The following is a 15540-nucleotide window of genomic DNA, read 5'->3' on the forward strand; positions in this document are numbered from 1 at the left end:
ACAAAATAGATTTATGAGCGCAGACACCACCGTCCACAACCCTGTTCCGACTCAAGACCTCAGCGGCATCGTCGGACACCGCTTCATCTACACCTACGCGAACAATTGGCAGTACGAGATGTACGTCAAGAACGCGACCACCATCGACTACCGCATCCACACCGGCATGGTCGGCGGACGATGGGTCAAGAATCAGGAGGTCGATCTCGTCCAACTCGACGACGATGTCTACAAGATCTCCTGGAACGAACCCACCGGAACATCCGTCGTCGTCAACGTCATTCCCGGTAAGCGACGGCTGCACGGCACGATCTTCTTCCCTCAGTGGATCGAGCTGGACGGTACGAAAACCGTTCTGTATCAAAATGATCATCTCGACGAGATGCGCTCCTACCGTGATGCCGGACCGACCTACCCCATTTACGTGGTCCCCGAATTTGCCCGAATCACTCTGTTCGAGCACGTCGGTATCGACGACGAAACGATCGTGTCGGTCGCGCCCACCGATCTGCCCGACGGGTTCGCCGACCGAACGAACTGACGTGGTCCCCGAGCTGATCTTCGTCGCACATCTGTCGGTGACCGTGGGCGAACCGATCGACATGGGCGAGGTGGTCGATGGTCACCGTCGCCTCGTGCCGATCCTCGGCGGGACCGTCGAGGGCCCCCTACTGCGCGGTCGAGTCCTGCCCGGCGGAGCGGATCACCAGATTCTCCGCACGGCCACACTCACCGAGTTGGACGCCAGATACGGGCTCGAGACCGATGCGGGCGAACGAATCGCCGTACACAACCTGGGCATACGAAGTGGTGCCGAAGATGACATCGACGCACTTGTCCGCGGTGAACATGTGCCCCCCGAACGGATCTACTTCCGAAGCCAACCACGCCTGTCGTCGGCCGCAAGCCGCCTCACTTGGATGAACGAACGACTGTTTCTCGGATCCGGCCAGCGATTGCCGAACTCCGTCGAGCTGGACGTGTATCAGGTCACCTGAGCGGTGGGGTGACCTGCACTCGATGTCACCTTCGGTGGCCTTTTCGGCGGTCGATGTCACATCTAGTGGACTCGAGGGGGGTCAGGCGAGGGACTGGCCGTACACGTGGGTCACAGAAATGGTCACCAACACTCGTCGGTCGGCGACCATGACTGCTCGGTATTCGTTCCAGTCAGGGTGTTCACCGGCCGCGGCGCGGTAGTAGTCGACCAGGGCCTCGATTTCGGGGCTGTTCGGTGACGTACCCGGGCCGGTGAGGGTGACGGTTCCTTCCGCCGTTGCCCATGCCGAGCCGTCGGCGTTGGTCACTTCGAGAGCGGCACGTGGATCTCGGCGGCGCGATCGTAGAACGGCGTCACCGGCGACAGTTGCGGAAGTCCACTGGACTTGATGGTGGCCAGCACTCCGATTCGGCTCTGCTCGAGAAGGTCGTGTGGATCGAATGCGCTGTCGGTCATGGATTCCCTTCAGGTCGTGTGGACAACTCGGCCGCGTATGCCCCGATTGCTCGACGGTATCTCCCCGTCGCCGGGCTCGCGGCCTGAAGCGCACTACGTAGCGCCTGCGCAGCATCCCCCATATCCCAGAAGTTCAGCGCCACGAATGCGTCACGTGCAGAGATGTATTCGTTCGAGAACTCGAAACTGTGCAGCACCTGCAGCGCGTCGCGCAATCGCCCCACATTGCGCAAGGAGCTTGCCAATTGGATCCGGGCTTGATTCTCCCGGTCGCCGTCGAGCCCAGCTGACAGGGAAGCTTGGTACAGCGGGATCGCACCCGCTTCGTCGCCCAAGAAGTCGTCGAGCGATGCACGCTCGAACAACACTCGAGCATCCGAATACGATGCGGCCGAAAGCAAGTGCTCCATCTCGACTCGCATCCGGTCTGGGTCAGCGTCGTCCGCGTCGCGCCAGAACGCCATGAGCGGGTCCACGTTGCCTCCCCCTGTCGTCACGCGCTCCATCGTCGCAGACACCGCTTAGTCTCGACAGATGGATGTGGAACTGTCCCTGCTCAAGTTACTGGTTGAAATCGACTGCAGCGGGTCGATGACGGCTGCTGCCGAACGTCTCATGTTCACGCCTTCAGCTGTGTCGCAGCAGGTCAAAAGACTGGAGGCCATCGTCGGAACCCCGGTACTCGAGCGACACGCGCGCGGAGTGCGACTCACCGAGGCCGGTCGGCTCGTAGCCGCGAGGGCGGCGGCGATCGACACGCAACTGTCTGCCCTGCGAGCCGACCTCGACGATCTGCTCGACGCCCGCAGCGGCCACGTCACCCTCGGCGTCTTCCCTTCCTTCGCTGCATCTCTTCTGCCGGACGTCATGGGAGCCTTTCGCTCGGCGCACCCGGGAATCGACCTGGGCATACGGTCGTCACGACTGCGCGACCTCCACGCCATGCTGCTGGGCCGTGAGGTAGATCTGTCCTTGGCATGGGATTACCCGGAACTGCCGATGGTGGTCGACGACGTCGAGACCGAGGTCATCGCCGACGACGCCACCGTCCTTCTCGTTCCAGCGGGCTGGTCACGTGGAGGTCCGGTTCTGCTCGAATCGCTCGCAGACGAGCAATGGATCGTTCGCGCATCGCAGCACCCCATCACCACGATGTTCCGATCAGCCTGTCGCAGAGCAGGTTTCGAGCCGAGGGTCCTGGTCGAATCCAACGACTACATGGAGTCTCAAGCAATGGTGGCCGCCGGGCTCGGACTCACCGTGGCACCCGCAATGACCACTCGCTACCTGCGCGACGGCGTCGACTCCATCGCCCTGGACGAACTGTCGAAACGGCGAGTCCTCCTGTGCCGACTCGATCAACGGAAGGCGACTCCCGCGACGGACGCCATGGGATCGGTCCTCGCCGCGCTATTCGCAGCCATGAATTCTACTTAAGTCAGATGTAAGAAACAGTCTCTGGTCTTCACGCTCGCAGCCCGGCAAGGTATGCGACAGGTCACAACAACGACCGAGTCCGCAACGGTGCGGACGTGAACACATGGAGACATCGTGACATCCGGACATTCCGCAGACCCCCGTCCCAACGCCGTCGAACTGGTGGTTCTCGCCGGAGACGGCATCGGTCCCGAGATCAGCGTCGCGACGGTCTCCGTCGTCGAGGCCGCGCTCGCACGCAACGGCATCACGGCCACCTTCACCGACGGCACCATCGGATTCGACGCACTTCGCGCATCGGGTACGACGATGCCCGACGCCATCGTCGACATCTCACGCGCAGCCGACGGCGTCGTGTTGGGCCCGGTGTCGCATCTGGACTATCCCCCGGCCTCGGAAGGTGGCGTCAACCCGTCGGGAATTCTACGGCGAGAGTTGGACCTGTACGCCAACATTCGTCCGGCCAGGACCGTCTCGGCTCTGCCGAATCCGCTCGGGAAGAGCTTCGACCTGGTGATCGCCCGGGAGAACACCGAAGGTTTCTACGCCGACCGCACCATGTTTGCCGGTGGCGGTGAGTTCATGCCGACGGAGGACCTCGCCCTTGCCGTCAGAAAGGTGACCCGCCACGGTTCCGAACGAATCGTGCGGCGCGCCTTCGAGCTTGCGCAGACGCGTCGATCGAAGGTCACAGTGGTACACAAGGCCAACGTTCTCAGGCTGAGCGACGGGCTCTTCCTCGAGGCGGCCAGGGCCGTCCGGCAGGACTTTCCCGACGTCGACTACGAGGAGCTACTGGTGGACGCAGTCGCCGCTCTGCTCATCCGTCGACCGGAGTCGTTCGACGTCATCGCCACCACCAACATGTTCGGGGACATCCTGTCCGACGAGGCGACCGAACTCTCGGGCAGCTTGGGGCTGGCAGCGTCGCTCAACGTCGGCGACAGTCATGCCGTTGCGCAAGCCCAGCACGGATCGGCACCCGACATCGCTGGGCAAGGAATCGCCAACCCGGCATCCTTGATCGGTTCTGCAGCCATGCTCCTGGACTGGATCGGTCAGCAGCGGGGAGACGAAAGACTTTCTGCAGCCGGACAATCGATTCATCGAGCCATCGACACAGCCGTGGGCAGGCCCGAGACGCGCACCGCGGACCTCCACGGAACCGCAACCACCGAGCACTTCACACGCGCGGTGATCGACCATCTCGATTCGGCGATCTGAATCATGTTGGCAGTACTGGGATTTTTGTCCCTTGCGTCCTTCATGCTGGTCGTCATCAAGAAGTGGGCGACGGCGCTCGTAGCCGTTGTCACCATCCCCATCGTCGTTCTGCTGATCAGCGGTCAGGGCGCAGAACTGCCCGAGATGGTGGCGGAGGGCATCGAGACCGTCGCTCCCACAGCAATTCTTCTACTCTTCGCCGTTCTGTATTTCGGAATCATGATGGACGCCAAACTCTTCGACCCCATCTCACGCGGCATCATCCGACTGTCCGGCGGGGATCCAGTCAAGATCTGCGTCGGCACAGCGGTTCTCGCACTATTGGTCGCACTCGACGGCGACGGCACGACGTCGTACATGATCATTTGCTCTGCGTTTCTGCCCATCTATCGCAAGCTTGGAATCAACCCCCTGGTGATTGCCACAATTGCCACGATGGCTCTCGGGACGATATCCGGCACCACACCGTGGGGTGGGGCTGCCACCCGAGCGATCAGCGTGCTGCAGATCGATGCCACCGACTACTTCGTGCACATGCTGCCGGCCATGCTGCTGATGTCTGCGGCGATCATCGGGCTTGCGTACCTGTTGGGGCGCAGCGCACGTAAGAAGATTTCTCCGGAACGCGTCGCCGAAGTCACCGCACACGTGTCCTCCGGCGGGCACGAAGACGGCTCGGAGGGAACACTTCTGACGAAGGCAACCTGGCGAACCTTTGTCAATGCAGCACTCACGGTGACACTGCTGGTGCTGCTGGTGCTGGGGGTTGCAGACCTGCTGGTGCTGTTCATGCTCGGATTCATCATCGTGCTGATCGTGAATCACCCCAAGCCCTCCGTTCAGGGCGAGGTGATCCGATCGCATGCTGCCAACGCCGTCCCCGTCGTCATATTGGTCCTCGGTGCCGGCGTGTTCACCGGCATACTCACCGAGACCGGTATGACCACCGCCATGGCCGACGCGCTGATCTCGCTGGTTCCGGACGGTGCCGAGGGCATGATCCCTGCCGCAGCCGCGCTGATCGGCATACCGTTGAGCTTCTTCATGGCCAACGATGCCTACTTCTTCGGAATCGTGCCGGTCCTCGCGGAATCGGCTGCGCAGTACGCCATCCCACCGGAGGAGATGGCGCGCGCCGCAGTGATCGGACAGATGGCTCACTCGATCGGACCGGCGTCGGCACCGTTGTGGGTTCTGCTCGGCTTGGTCCGCGCATCACTGGGCGACTTCCAACGCTTCGCATTCCTGTGGGTACTGGCCGCGTCGCTGATGTACATCGTCTTCGCGACACTGACCGGAGCGATCTCGGTGGGTCTGTGATCTATTGTCCTGCTACGAATTCGATGCGATTGCCCACCCCGTCGCTGGTGTGGAACCGTCGACGCCCCGGGATCTCTTCCGAGTCGGTCCAGTCCACCGGATAGCCGGCAGACACCAACGCCGTGGCAGTGGCATCGACATCGACGACGAAGGCCGGATGAGCCTTCCGCGCCGGCCGGAAGTCGTCCTCGATGCCGACGTGTACCTCACCATCGGGACCGCCCACCCCCGGCACACGAAACCAACAGCCCCCGCGGACAGCCAACAGCGGCGGCTTCGCGATCTCCTGCCAGCCGAGCGCACCCGCGTAGAACTCACGCTCGCGGTCCTCGCCGCCCGCCGGACATGCGACCTGCACATGGTGAATCATCGAACGAACGTACCGCCATCTCGATTGACACGTCGGTGAACGGTAGGCAAACGTATGGGTATGCAACTGAGATTTCTGGCCGGCGTCTCGACGGCCTTTGCAGTCAAGCTCCTGGTGATGCGAGCGCTGACACTCAAGCTGCAGCGAGACATCGCGGCACTGAACAACGGCGACTACCGTCCCCTGCTGTCGTCGTTCCACCGAGATGCGGTGCTCAAATTCGCCGACGGTGACAGCCGCTGGTCTGGTACCCACCGCGGCCGACCGGCCATCGAAAAGTTCTTCCAGGACTTCGTCGCCGCCGGCATCAAGGGTCAGATCACCGAAATCTACAGCGGCGGCGCACCGTGGCGCATGACCCTGCTCGCGCGCTTCGACGACCACGCCCACACAGCCGAGGGCACCGAGCTATACAGCAACCGCACAGTACTGCTGGTCCGTACGAGCTGGGGAAAAATCGTCTCGCAGGAAGACTTCTTCGAGGACACCACACGCATCGACGCATTCGAGAAGAAGCTCCGCCAACTCTGAAATCGCCCGTCCACTCCTCCGGTGCACCACTTCTGCCTGCACTCGATGTGACATTTGGTGGCCCTTTCGGGGGTCAATGGCACATCGAGTGGACTCATGGGGCCCGGTAGCGAGAGGAATCAGGGACGTCGGTAGGTGACCTGTGGATAGTTGTCGGCGTTCGTAACGCTGGCGTGCACGTTGTATACCGTGCGGACCAGGTGCTCGGTGATCACATTTGCGGGGGTTCCCGTTGCCACGATGGTGCCGTTGTTCAGGACGACGATACGGTCGCAGAACATCGCAGCGAGGTTGAGGTCGTGCAGGGCGATGTAGCTGCTCAGAGGTAGGCCGGCGACGAGAGTGAGGATGTCGAGTTGGTGTTGGATGTCGAGGTGGTTGGTCGGCTCGTCGAGCAGTAGTTCGGTGGGCTGTTGAGCCAGGGCTCGCGCGATCTGGACGCGTTGGCGCTCGCCGCCGGACAGCGTGTGCCAGCGCCGAGTGGCTTTCGACGCCATGGCGGTGTCGGTCAATGCTCGTGCAATCGCGATGTCGTCGTCGGCCGCGTCTCCGCCGAGGATTCCGTGGTGCGGTATTCGCCCGAGGCGAACGACATCGCGGACGCTGATGTCGACGTCGGTGTCGGAGTGTTGGTCGACCATCGCCACGCGCCGGGCGACGCGCCGTCGACGCAATGTACGGAGGCTGTCTCCGTCGAGCAGCACGTCGCCACTGTCGGGGGCGACGATGCCTGCAAGTATTCTCAGTAGAGACGACTTGCCCGACCCGTTGGGCCCGATCAGACCGATGGTCTCCCCCGGCTTCGGCTCGAAGCTGATTCCGTCGAGAATGGGGTGTCCGCTGCGCGTCCAGCGAATATCTCTGGCGTGCAGTGTCATCGGGATCTCCTGAGCCGGAACAGAATGAGGGCGAAGGCAGGCACTCCGATCAGTGCAGTGACCACTCCCACGGGAATTTCCTGTGGTGCGAACACTGTTCGAGCAATGGTGTCGACCCAGACCATGAAGATCGCACCGATGACCACCGTCGTCGGCAGTAGTCGGCGGTGCCGCGCCCCGACCAGAAAGCGGGCTGCATGCGGGAGGACCAGCCCCACGAAGCCGATAGCCCCTGCAGCACTGACGAGGGCGGCAGTGATCAATGCAGTGATGACCAGCAACAGGATTCGCACCCATTTCACCGGAACGCCGAGAGATGCGGCCGCGTCGTGCCCGAACGTGAAGGCGTCGAGGGCAGAGGTGTTGAACAGGCACACCGTCATTCCCAACAGCGTGACCGCACCGCACAGTGCCACGTCCGTCCAGTCGGCACCGCTCAGGGAGCCGAGCAGCCAGAACAGCACCCCACGAGTCTGCTCGGCATCGGCCGAGGAGATGACGATGAACGACGTCAGAGCCGAGAACAGTTGCGTCCCAGCCACTCCCGCCAGTACGACGCGGTCGTTCCCACCGCCCGCTCCGGCGGCCAGCAGCATCACCAGCACGAACGAGAGCAGCGCACCCGCGAACGCACCGGTCGACAGCGACAGTGCGCCACCGCCGACTCCGAGCACAGCTACGACGACGGCACCGGTGGACGCGCCCGACGAAATTCCCAAGACGAACGGGTCGGCCAAGGGATTGCGCAGCAACGACTGCATGATTGCGCCGCACAGCGCCAGTCCGGCACCACACACGGCGGCGAGCAACGTCCTGGGCAGCCGCAGCTCCCAGACGATCCCGTCCTCGATGCGACTGACCTCCGCCGTCCCGATACCGATGTGCCCCAGTATCACTCGATACACATCGGATACCGACACCGACGCCGGACCGATCGTCACGGCCACCCCGATCGACAGCACCAGCAACGCACAGCCACCGAGCAGAAGCGGGATCAGCAACCCGCGATCGGTTCGGGTCATCGGGTGGTCAGTCCCCAATTCTGCAGAGCAGCAGCCACTTTCTCGACTCCATCGACGGTGCGAACCGACGGGTTGAGATCGGCACCGTTGACAACGATATAGCGCTTGTCCTCGACGGCGGCCAGTCGGCTCGTGACGGCATTCGACTCGAGGAATTCGATCTTGCTGTCGAGGGCATCTCCGGCGATGCTGCGGCGGCTCAGATCCGCAAGGACGAGCGCCGTCGGATTTCGGTCGAGAACACTCTCCCAATTGACCTGGGGCCATTCGTCGGTGGTGTCGGCATAGATGTTCTCGGCACCCACAGAATTGGTGATGATGCCCGACGACCCGCAGCACCCCGCCATGTAGGGGGTATCGGTGTCGGCAAACCAGTACGCCAACGTCGCACCCGAGGCATCGACCGCACCGGAAGCCTTGGCGAAGCGATCCTGCAACTCGCTGACGAATCGCTCACCGCGGTCGCGGACGTCGAAGATCGCAGCCAGATCACGTATCTCCTGATACACCGTCTCGATCTCGAGCGGCTGCGTGCGGGCCCCGTCGGAATTGACGCTGTCGTCGGTCTTTCCGTTGCAGTCGGTCGGTGAGAGGTAGTTCGGTACACCGAGTTGGTCGAACTGGCTCCGGTCGGCGACGCCCCCCGGACCGAGGGTGCCGCCGAAGGACGCGGACACGAAATCGGGCTCGGTATCCAGCACGACCTCGAGCGACGGCTTGTTGTCTGCCAGCCTCGGAACCTTGGCGTTGTCCGCTTCGAGATTGGCTCGAACCGGGTCGGTCCACGTGGCGGTGCCCACCATTCGGTCGGCCAGTCCCAGGGAGAGGAGGATTTCCGTCGAGCTCTGATTCAGCGACACAGCGCGTTGCGGCGGTGCGTCGACGACGACCTCGCGGCCGCAATTCTCGATGGTCAGCGGATAGCTGCCCGTCGTGTCGGTGGACGCATCGGGCGTCGGTGCCGTCGAACAGGCAGAGACGAGAAGGAGGGAGACAACGCCGAATGCGGCGAGAGTGGTGCGCATCGAAGGGCTTCCTGCTTGGGGCTCGTGTCGCGGAGCCGCGGGTGGGGTGACTCACGACGTCCGAGCATTCGGACTTCGAGCTCTCACCCGTCACCGTTGCGCGCCAGCTCCGGAATTGCACCGGATTCCCTCGTTCGTCGCGTGCTGACCTTACCGTGCGGGTACCGCAACGGTCAGCGTGCCGCTGCAGTCACCGGCTCCTGCCCGTAGGTTCGAGGGAAGGTGTTGCGCGCCAGTACAACCACCGCGAGGGCACCGGCAACCAGAACCGTTGCCGCAGCGGTGACGGCCACGATGCCACTGACGTCGACGACGACGCCGCCCACCAGGGCGCCTGTGGCGATCGCCAGTTGAAAAGCGACCACGTAAATCGCCGACGCCTTGTCCGCATCGGCCGGTGCCGCCCGCACAACGGCGGACTGAATGCACACCGGAAGCGTGGTGAAGGCCAGCCCCCACAACGCAATGGCCACGACGGCAAACACGGCGAAACTACGCGGTGCGCCACTGAGCGCGCACCACAGAATCGCCGCCGCGACGGCAACTGCACCGAGTGCCGCAATGGTGGAGTGACGGGGCCAACGGTCGTACGTTCTGCCGATCACCCAGATGCCGACTACTCCGAACAGCCCATACAGCATCAACATCAGCGTCAGTGTGGTTCCTGCCGAACCGATTGCCCGATCGACGATCAGCGCAAAGTAGGTGTACGCGGCGAAATGACCGAGGACGGCCAGAAACGTCACTCCACACAGAATCGCCAGGGTGCCGTCGAGCACCCGCGGTGTCTTTTTCTTGTCCGACGCAGCGCGGCGGACCGGTAGGGGCGGAAGTACGAAATACAGCGCCACCGCGATGGCAGCCGCTACTACCCCGAGAATTGTTGCAGCGGCGCGCCATCCGAGCCATTGTCCCAGCGCAGCGGTGAGAGGGTTGCCGGCAACCAATGCCAACGAGGTTCCTGCGTACACCGTCGCGATGGCCTTGCCCTGCTTGCCGGGTAGCGCCAGTGACGCGGCGACGGGCGCAACGACGGCCCAAAAGATGCCGTGCGTTGCCGCACAGAGCATGCGCGAGATCACCAACATCGGATAGCCGACGGACACAGCGGAGAGCAGTTGCGAGAGTGCAAGCGCGGCAACGGTGATCACGACGACTCGCCGGCGCGGCCATTCGCGCACGAACCTGATCAACGGCATGGTCATCACAGCGACGCCGTAGGCGTAGAAGGTCAGGAGGAGCCCGACGGCCGATTCGCTGACACCGAGGTCGCCGGATATCTCCGGGAGCAAGCCCACGGGCAGGGTTTCCGCCGTGACGTAGATGAAGGCGGCCGCTGCGAGCACCAGCAGCTTCGGAACGGGGGAGGACATGCTGTGTATCGTTACACAAGATGTCGGCCTCGCGCTACAGTGACCCGGTGAACACTCGGGTGACCATGGCCGACGTCGCCGCGACCGCAGGCGTCTCCACCATGAGCGTGTCCTACACCTACAACCAACCGAACCGCGTCTCGGATGCCACCAAGGACCGCGTCCACGCGGCAGCGGCGCATCTCGGCTACACCGGGCCCAACCGCGCAGCCCGCTCGCTGCGGAGCGGCAAGCACAACAGCATCGGCGTCGTACTCGGAGAAAAGCTGACCTATGCCTTCGAGGATCCGCAGGCTCGACGCTTCCTGTCGGGTATCGCCGACGCGTGTCTCGACGCCGACACCGCGCTGGTAATGCTCCCGAATCTGCATCGCGACAACGACATTGCGCGAATCCGTGACGCCCAGGTCGACGGATACGTGGTGTGGACCACCGAGATCGCCGACCCCCTCCTCGACGTACTCGTCGCCACCGGCCGTCCGACCTGCATCCAAGGTGGGCCCGAACATCCGGGTCTGGAGTGGATCACCATCGACGACCGCGCGGCGGCCGACGCCGTGGCCACTGTTGCGCTGAAGGACCGAATACACCCGGCGATCGTGGCCCTTCGACCTGATTCGCTACGCACGTCGACCGTCGTGCGCGGCGCGGACCCGTCGGACGTCTCGATGCCTGTGACGCGCGCTCGTCTGGACGGTTATCGCGATGCGTGCCTGCGCCTGACTATCGACTGGTCGACGGTGCCGACTCTGTTCACTACCCACAACGCGCGGGCAGAGGGTGATCGCGCTGCGAGACTGTTGCTGCAGGACAACGTGATCGACACCTTGCTCGTGATGAGCGACGAACTCGCACTCGGAGCTCTCGACGCTGCAGCGGCGTCCGGGGTCGAGATTCCATCACGGCTGGCCGTCACTGGATGGGACGACTCCAGCGCTGCGGCGGCCGCGGGGCTGACCACGGTGGCGCAGTCCTTGTTCGACCAGGGACGCTCGGCGGCTCGGTGGGTACTCGGGCTCGACGACTCCGTGGACGCCGCGGCCTGGAGGGTCGAAGAACGAGGCTCGACAGGAGCCGAAACGGGCCACAAACCGTGAACAGCGTGATCTAATAGGTCATAAAAAAGGGGATGTACCCGGTTTATAGCGTTAAAGCAAACTCTCAGCTAGTATCCGTTGTGGCTATCCGGCCATGAGGGGGAACAGTGAGCCGAGAGCACGACGCGCCGCCCCGTCATGTCGCCGCCCGCCACGATGCGCTGACCGGACTTGCGAGCCGTGACGAGATTCTTGCCCTCATCACCGCAGAATTCGATTGCCGGAGCTCGGACCGCCACTTCAGCGTCCTGCTGGTCGACATCGACGGATTCCGAGAATTCAACGACGCACTCGGGCCGGCCCAAGGCGACGAACTGCTGTGCATGATCGCCGACCGACTCACCGCGTCTCTGCGCCCCGGCGACACCATCGGCCGACTCGCCGGCGACGAATTCGTCGTCATCGCACGCCGATGCCACTCCATCGCCGCCCGGGCAATGGCCGCAGGATTCGCGAGCATCTTCGAGCCCGCCTTCGAGCTCGGCAATCGGCAACTGACCCTCACGGCCAGCGTCGGAGTCGCCTCCAGCACCGACACAGACATCAGCGCAACGCAATTGGTTCACAATGCCACCGCAGCGATGCACGCAGCGAAAGCCGTAGGACGAAACAAGCATCACGTCTTCACCGACGAGTTACACAACACCAACCGCACCCGACTGGAACTCATCGAACGGCTCCGCGGCGTCGCCATGGTCGAGCGTGAACTGACGATGGCCTATCAGCCCATCGTCGAACTGGCGACGGGAACCGTGGTGGGCGCGGAAGCGCTCATCCGATGGAACCACCCCGAACTCGGCCTGCTGATGCCCGATACCTTCATACCCCTCGCCGAAGACGCCGACCTCATCGTCCCACTGAGCATGTGGATCATCGCCGAGGTCGCGGGCACGATAGCTGATTGGCAGGCCCGCGACATCCACCTCCAGATCGGGGTGAACGTCAGCCCGGCACACTTCGCCACCGGAACCCTCGCCACGGACGTCATCGACATCGTCGACACCTACCGCATCGAACCCGGACGGCTTGCGCTCGAACTCGCCGAATCGCAGACATTGCACGACCTCGACGGCGTGCATTACCAACTTCGCGACGTCCAGCGCCACGGCGTTCTCATCGCCATCGACGATTTCGGCACCGGCTTCTCCTCCCTCGAGCGACTCGCCACCCTTCCAGTCGACATCCTGAAGATCGACAAATCCCTCACCCAACACCTCGACAGCGACAACCTGCACCGACGCCGCGCCATGACGACGCTGTGTACCGCCCTCGTCGACGTCACTGCCACCCTCGGCAAAGACACCGTGATCGAGGGAATCGAGACCGCAGAACAACTCCAAATCTGCACCGACATGGGCGTAACCTTCGGCCAAGGACACCTACTCGGGCGCCCCATGTCCAGTGCAGCACTCGAACAATTCATCGCCCGACACAGCACCCACAGCGAATCCGCATAACCCGAGGAACCGAACGTGAAGATCGACAACGAAGTTCAACGCTTCACCGACGCACCCCGAGCTCAGCTCTCCACCATCAACCCCGACGGCACACCACACCTGGTCCCGATCGTCTTCGCCGTCGCGGACACCGGCGACCGCATCTTCACCGCCATCGACTGGAAGCCCAAAACCACCCAGAAACTCCAGCGACTCGACAACATCCGCGCCGACTCCGCCGTCAGCCTCATCGTCGACCACTACACCGACGACTGGTCCCAACTCTGGTGGATCCGCGCCGACGGAAACGCCCACATCGCCGAATCCTCCAGCACCGACGGCACAGCGGCCATAGACGCCCTGGTCGCGAAATACAGTCAATACAAGAACAACAGACCTGGGGGCCCGGTGATCATCATCGAAAAACTGTCCTGGCGATCCTGGTCCGCTTCCTGACCCGCATTCTGCCCGTCCACTCAATGTGACATTTGGTGGCCTATTCGACCGTCGATGACACATCGAGTGGACACGGCAGCGGGCGCACGTGCAACAAATCGTTCGCCGATATGCCGCACGGTCGTCAGACTGATCACTATGGCCCCCGTACCTCGCGATTGGATCGAGACCGAACGCCTCGTGATTCGTCGTGAGTCGCCGCACGATTCCGTCGCCGTTGCCGCTGCGATCGCTCGAAATCACGCTCGGCTACTGCCGTGGATGGTGTGGATAAAAGATGAATCTGCCCAGGTCACTACGCAAGTTGCTCGTATTGCAGACGCGCGTGAGCAATGGGACGCCGGCGAGATGTTCGACTATGGAATCTTCGACCTCGTCGACGGGTCCTTCATGGGCAAGATCGGAATGCATCGCCGAATCGGCCCGCACGGAATCGAATTGGGGTACTGGCTCGACGCCGACGCCGAGGGACGTGGACTGATGACAGAGGCGACCGCGGCGCTCGTGCGAGAGGCACTCGAGCTCGACGGCATCACACGCGTCGAAATCCACTGCGATGCAGCAAATTCGAGGAGTCAGGTCGTACCCGAAAAGCTCGGCTTCGCCCTGGACCGCATCGAGCATCGATCGATCACTGCGGCGTCCGAAACCGGCCGACACATGGTGTGGGTATATCAGCCGGATCGTCGGTAGGTCCGGTCCGTTGTCGGGCGCGCTCTGACGTTGGGACGCTCCCGTGCTCTGGCCTGTTCGTAACGTGCACGCAGGTCCGACAGCACTCGTTCCGGATCGTCGCGTATGTCGCTCGGTAGGTGTGTCACCACGATGATGCCGGCGTTCTGCGCTCGCTCGCGTCTCTCCACAGTCGATCTGTGGGCCGCCGGTGACAGGTGGAACTCGAGCGAGTCGATCTCCCAGTCCAACGCAACGTCGTCGAGCCAGTTGTCGGCAATCAGGAGGATTCTTCCTTGCGCGTCGTAGACGGCCACGTTGTGTTGCATCGCCGGTAGTCCGCTGCGTCGATACAGCTTCTGGGCTTGGGCTTCGGCCACGGAGTGCGCGCCCGCAGCCAATTCCCGTAACACTCGACGGGGCATCGCAGTCCCTCGCGTGCTGCCGGCGTCGAGTTCCTTCATGATCGCGTCCACGGTGGCTGCTCCCCGCTGAACGACGCTTGCGATCAAAGCCATGCACTGCTCGGTATCCCTCATCCGCCGCACCGCATCGCACAAGCACCGAACAACCGGCGCGACGCGCAGCCCCGATTTGATCTCCGGGGTCGGCATCCGCCACGTGCGCTCCACCGCTGCGAAGCCCACGGACTTGCGATGCTGCGACTCGGGAATGAGTGCAAACGTCTCCTCGAACGACCCGGATGTGCCCAATCCATGCAACGCCAACCCCGCCCGACCGCTGATCACGGACTCGCGGCCACAGTAGATCGACACCGCGGTCGCTCGTTCCATCGACGTCAAGGACCGGTTCTTCAGAAACACCAGTCCGGGTAGCGCCCTGGACCAGATGCCGTCTGGCAGGGTGCGTCGAACAATGGTCTTCGACGCCACCCCGAGCTCGAGCAGATGCGCCGTCCGCACTAACCCACGATCCGACGCAGCCGCGATCACCTTCGCATCGATTCGTGCGCCGCCCCGCTTCATGCCCATGATGATGCGCTGCCCGCACGAGAGCAATCGCACACAAGGACGGTGAACGTTCTGGGCTGTGGATAACTCACACCCTGTGGACAAACGCCAGACCCGCCGATGCGTCACCGGGCGATTCTGAACCGCGATCGGCGTCCAGTCGGGATTCCGGGGGCCACTCGATGTGCCATTGACCGTCGAAAAGGCCACCGCCGGTCACATCGAGTGGGCGAGTGGGGTGGGAATGGTCGCCTGACTCGAGGCTGACGGGG

The 15540-nt window shown here is 63.1% G+C and carries 17 protein-coding genes, 1 pseudogene and 1 riboswitch; of the genes and pseudogenes, 10 read left to right on the forward strand and 8 right to left on the reverse strand.

Annotated elements, in window-relative coordinates:
• Window positions 1-13: 13 nt before the first annotated feature.
• Window positions 14-541: a phenolic acid decarboxylase gene (locus O4220_RS01675; protein ID WP_269601814.1), complete on the forward strand. Its 528-nt coding sequence runs from the start codon at window positions 14-16 to the stop codon at window positions 539-541.
• Between the two features lies 1 nt (window position 542).
• Window positions 543-998: a DUF3237 domain-containing protein gene (locus O4220_RS01680; RefSeq protein WP_269601816.1), complete on the forward strand. Its 456-nt coding sequence runs from the start codon at window positions 543-545 to the stop codon at window positions 996-998.
• Window positions 999-1079: 81 nt separating this feature from the next.
• Here the strand turns inward: O4220_RS01680 and O4220_RS01685 are convergent.
• Both O4220_RS01685 and O4220_RS01690 read right to left on the reverse strand, forming a co-directional pair.
• Window positions 1080-1456: pseudogene (locus tag O4220_RS01685) on the reverse strand (PPOX class F420-dependent oxidoreductase).
• Window positions 1453-1953 carry a tetratricopeptide repeat protein gene (locus O4220_RS01690; RefSeq protein ID WP_269601817.1) on the reverse strand — a complete coding sequence of 167 codons (501 nt, stop codon included), beginning with the start codon at window positions 1951-1953 and terminating at the stop codon, window positions 1453-1455. Before O4220_RS01690 ends, O4220_RS01685 begins: the two are co-directional and overlap by 4 nt.
• 37 nt (window positions 1954-1990) lie before the next feature.
• On the opposite strand from O4220_RS01690, the gene O4220_RS01695 reads away from it, so the two are divergent.
• The 3 genes from O4220_RS01695 (at window position 1991) to O4220_RS01705 (ending at window position 5437) form a co-directional block, all read left to right on the forward strand.
• The gene (locus O4220_RS01695; protein ID WP_269601818.1) at window positions 1991-2893 is read left to right on the forward strand and encodes a LysR substrate-binding domain-containing protein; all 903 of its coding nucleotides are present in this window, start codon (window positions 1991-1993) and stop codon (window positions 2891-2893) included.
• A 114-nt stretch (window positions 2894-3007) separates the two neighbouring features.
• On the forward strand, window positions 3008-4117 hold the full coding sequence (locus tag O4220_RS01700) for an isocitrate/isopropylmalate dehydrogenase family protein (RefSeq protein WP_269601819.1): 1110 nt from the start codon (window positions 3008-3010) through the stop codon (window positions 4115-4117).
• Between the two features lie 3 nt (window positions 4118-4120).
• A complete protein-coding gene (locus O4220_RS01705) occupies window positions 4121-5437 on the forward strand; it encodes a CitMHS family transporter (RefSeq protein ID WP_269601820.1) in 1317 nt (438 codons plus the stop codon).
• Between the two features lies 1 nt (window position 5438).
• Here the strand turns inward: O4220_RS01705 and O4220_RS01710 are convergent, their stop codons facing one another.
• Window positions 5439-5807, reverse strand: coding sequence for a glyoxalase (locus O4220_RS01710; protein ID WP_269601821.1), 369 nt, complete (start codon window positions 5805-5807; stop codon window positions 5439-5441).
• 60 nt (window positions 5808-5867) lie between these two features.
• Between O4220_RS01710 and O4220_RS01715 the strand changes: the two genes are divergently transcribed.
• Entirely contained in the window at window positions 5868-6338 is a 471-nt protein-coding gene (locus O4220_RS01715; protein ID WP_269601823.1) for a nuclear transport factor 2 family protein, read from the forward strand.
• A 119-nt stretch (window positions 6339-6457) separates the two neighbouring features.
• On the opposite strand, the gene O4220_RS01720 is transcribed toward O4220_RS01715, so the two are convergent.
• The 4 genes from O4220_RS01720 to O4220_RS01735 all read right to left on the reverse strand — a co-directional run bounded on the left by O4220_RS01720 (window position 6458) and on the right by O4220_RS01735 (window position 10636).
• Window positions 6458-7216: an ABC transporter ATP-binding protein gene (locus tag O4220_RS01720; RefSeq protein ID WP_269601824.1), complete on the reverse strand. Its 759-nt coding sequence runs from the start codon at window positions 7214-7216 to the stop codon at window positions 6458-6460.
• Window positions 7213-8238 carry a FecCD family ABC transporter permease gene (locus O4220_RS01725; RefSeq protein ID WP_269601825.1) on the reverse strand — a complete coding sequence of 342 codons (1026 nt, stop codon included), beginning with the start codon at window positions 8236-8238 and terminating at the stop codon, window positions 7213-7215. The genes O4220_RS01720 and O4220_RS01725 overlap by 4 nt, the downstream gene beginning before the upstream one ends.
• A complete protein-coding gene (locus O4220_RS01730) occupies window positions 8235-9263 on the reverse strand; it encodes an ABC transporter substrate-binding protein (protein ID WP_269601826.1) in 1029 nt (342 codons plus the stop codon). Before O4220_RS01730 ends, O4220_RS01725 begins: the two co-directional genes overlap by 4 nt.
• A gap of 64 nt (window positions 9264-9327) precedes the next feature.
• Window positions 9328-9392, reverse strand: a riboswitch (cobalamin riboswitch).
• Window positions 9393-9436: 44 nt separating this feature from the next.
• Entirely contained in the window at window positions 9437-10636 is a 1200-nt protein-coding gene (locus O4220_RS01735; protein WP_269601827.1) for an MFS transporter, read from the reverse strand.
• A 47-nt stretch (window positions 10637-10683) separates the two neighbouring features.
• Here O4220_RS01735 and O4220_RS01740 point away from each other — a divergent pair, with 47 nt between their 5' ends.
• The 4 genes from O4220_RS01740 to O4220_RS01755 all read left to right on the forward strand — a co-directional run bounded on the left by O4220_RS01740 (window position 10684) and on the right by O4220_RS01755 (window position 14318).
• Complete coding sequence (locus O4220_RS01740; protein ID WP_269601828.1) at window positions 10684-11733, forward strand: LacI family DNA-binding transcriptional regulator; 1050 nt, start codon at window positions 10684-10686, stop codon at window positions 11731-11733.
• Between the two features lie 107 nt (window positions 11734-11840).
• Complete coding sequence (locus tag O4220_RS01745) at window positions 11841-13190, forward strand: putative bifunctional diguanylate cyclase/phosphodiesterase (protein WP_269601829.1); 1350 nt, start codon at window positions 11841-11843, stop codon at window positions 13188-13190.
• A 15-nt stretch (window positions 13191-13205) separates the two neighbouring features.
• Window positions 13206-13625: a TIGR03668 family PPOX class F420-dependent oxidoreductase gene (locus O4220_RS01750; RefSeq protein WP_269601830.1), complete on the forward strand. Its 420-nt coding sequence runs from the start codon at window positions 13206-13208 to the stop codon at window positions 13623-13625.
• A gap of 138 nt (window positions 13626-13763) precedes the next feature.
• Entirely contained in the window at window positions 13764-14318 is a 555-nt protein-coding gene (locus O4220_RS01755) for a GNAT family N-acetyltransferase (RefSeq protein ID WP_269601831.1), read from the forward strand.
• On the opposite strand, the gene O4220_RS01760 is transcribed toward O4220_RS01755, so the two are convergent.
• Window positions 14300-15322 (reverse strand): hypothetical protein, encoded by a 1023-nt coding sequence (locus O4220_RS01760; protein WP_269601832.1) that lies wholly within the window; start codon window positions 15320-15322, stop codon window positions 14300-14302. The two genes, O4220_RS01755 and O4220_RS01760, sit on opposite strands and share 19 nt — an antisense overlap.
• Between the last annotated feature and the right edge of the window lie 218 nt (window positions 15323-15540).

Source organism: Rhodococcus ruber (genome assembly GCF_027270735.1).
GTDB classification, from domain to species: Bacteria; Actinomycetota; Actinomycetes; order Mycobacteriales; family Mycobacteriaceae; genus Rhodococcoides; species Rhodococcoides rubrum_A.

Bases quoted from the DNA above. Each gene is read 5' to 3' on its own strand.
- O4220_RS01675 (WP_269601814.1), top strand. From the start codon at position 14: ATGAGCGCAGACACCACCGTCCACAACCCTGTTCCGACTCAAGACCTC.
- O4220_RS01695 (WP_269601818.1), top strand. From the start codon at position 1,991: ATGGATGTGGAACTGTCCCTGCTCAAGTTACTGGTTGAAATCGACTGC.
- O4220_RS01705 (WP_269601820.1), top strand. From the start codon at position 4,121: ATGTTGGCAGTACTGGGATTTTTGTCCCTTGCGTCCTTCATGCTGGTC.
- O4220_RS01710 (WP_269601821.1), bottom strand. From the start codon at position 5,807: ATGATTCACCATGTGCAGGTCGCATGTCCGGCGGGCGGCGAGGACCGC.
- O4220_RS01715 (WP_269601823.1), top strand. From the start codon at position 5,868: ATGCAACTGAGATTTCTGGCCGGCGTCTCGACGGCCTTTGCAGTCAAG.
- O4220_RS01720 (WP_269601824.1), bottom strand. From the start codon at position 7,216: ATGACACTGCACGCCAGAGATATTCGCTGGACGCGCAGCGGACACCCC.
- O4220_RS01725 (WP_269601825.1), bottom strand. From the start codon at position 8,238: ATGACCCGAACCGATCGCGGGTTGCTGATCCCGCTTCTGCTCGGTGGC.
- O4220_RS01730 (WP_269601826.1), bottom strand. From the start codon at position 9,263: ATGCGCACCACTCTCGCCGCATTCGGCGTTGTCTCCCTCCTTCTCGTC.
- O4220_RS01735 (WP_269601827.1), bottom strand. From the start codon at position 10,636: ATGTCCTCCCCCGTTCCGAAGCTGCTGGTGCTCGCAGCGGCCGCCTTC.
- O4220_RS01755 (WP_269601831.1), top strand. From the start codon at position 13,764: ATGGCCCCCGTACCTCGCGATTGGATCGAGACCGAACGCCTCGTGATT.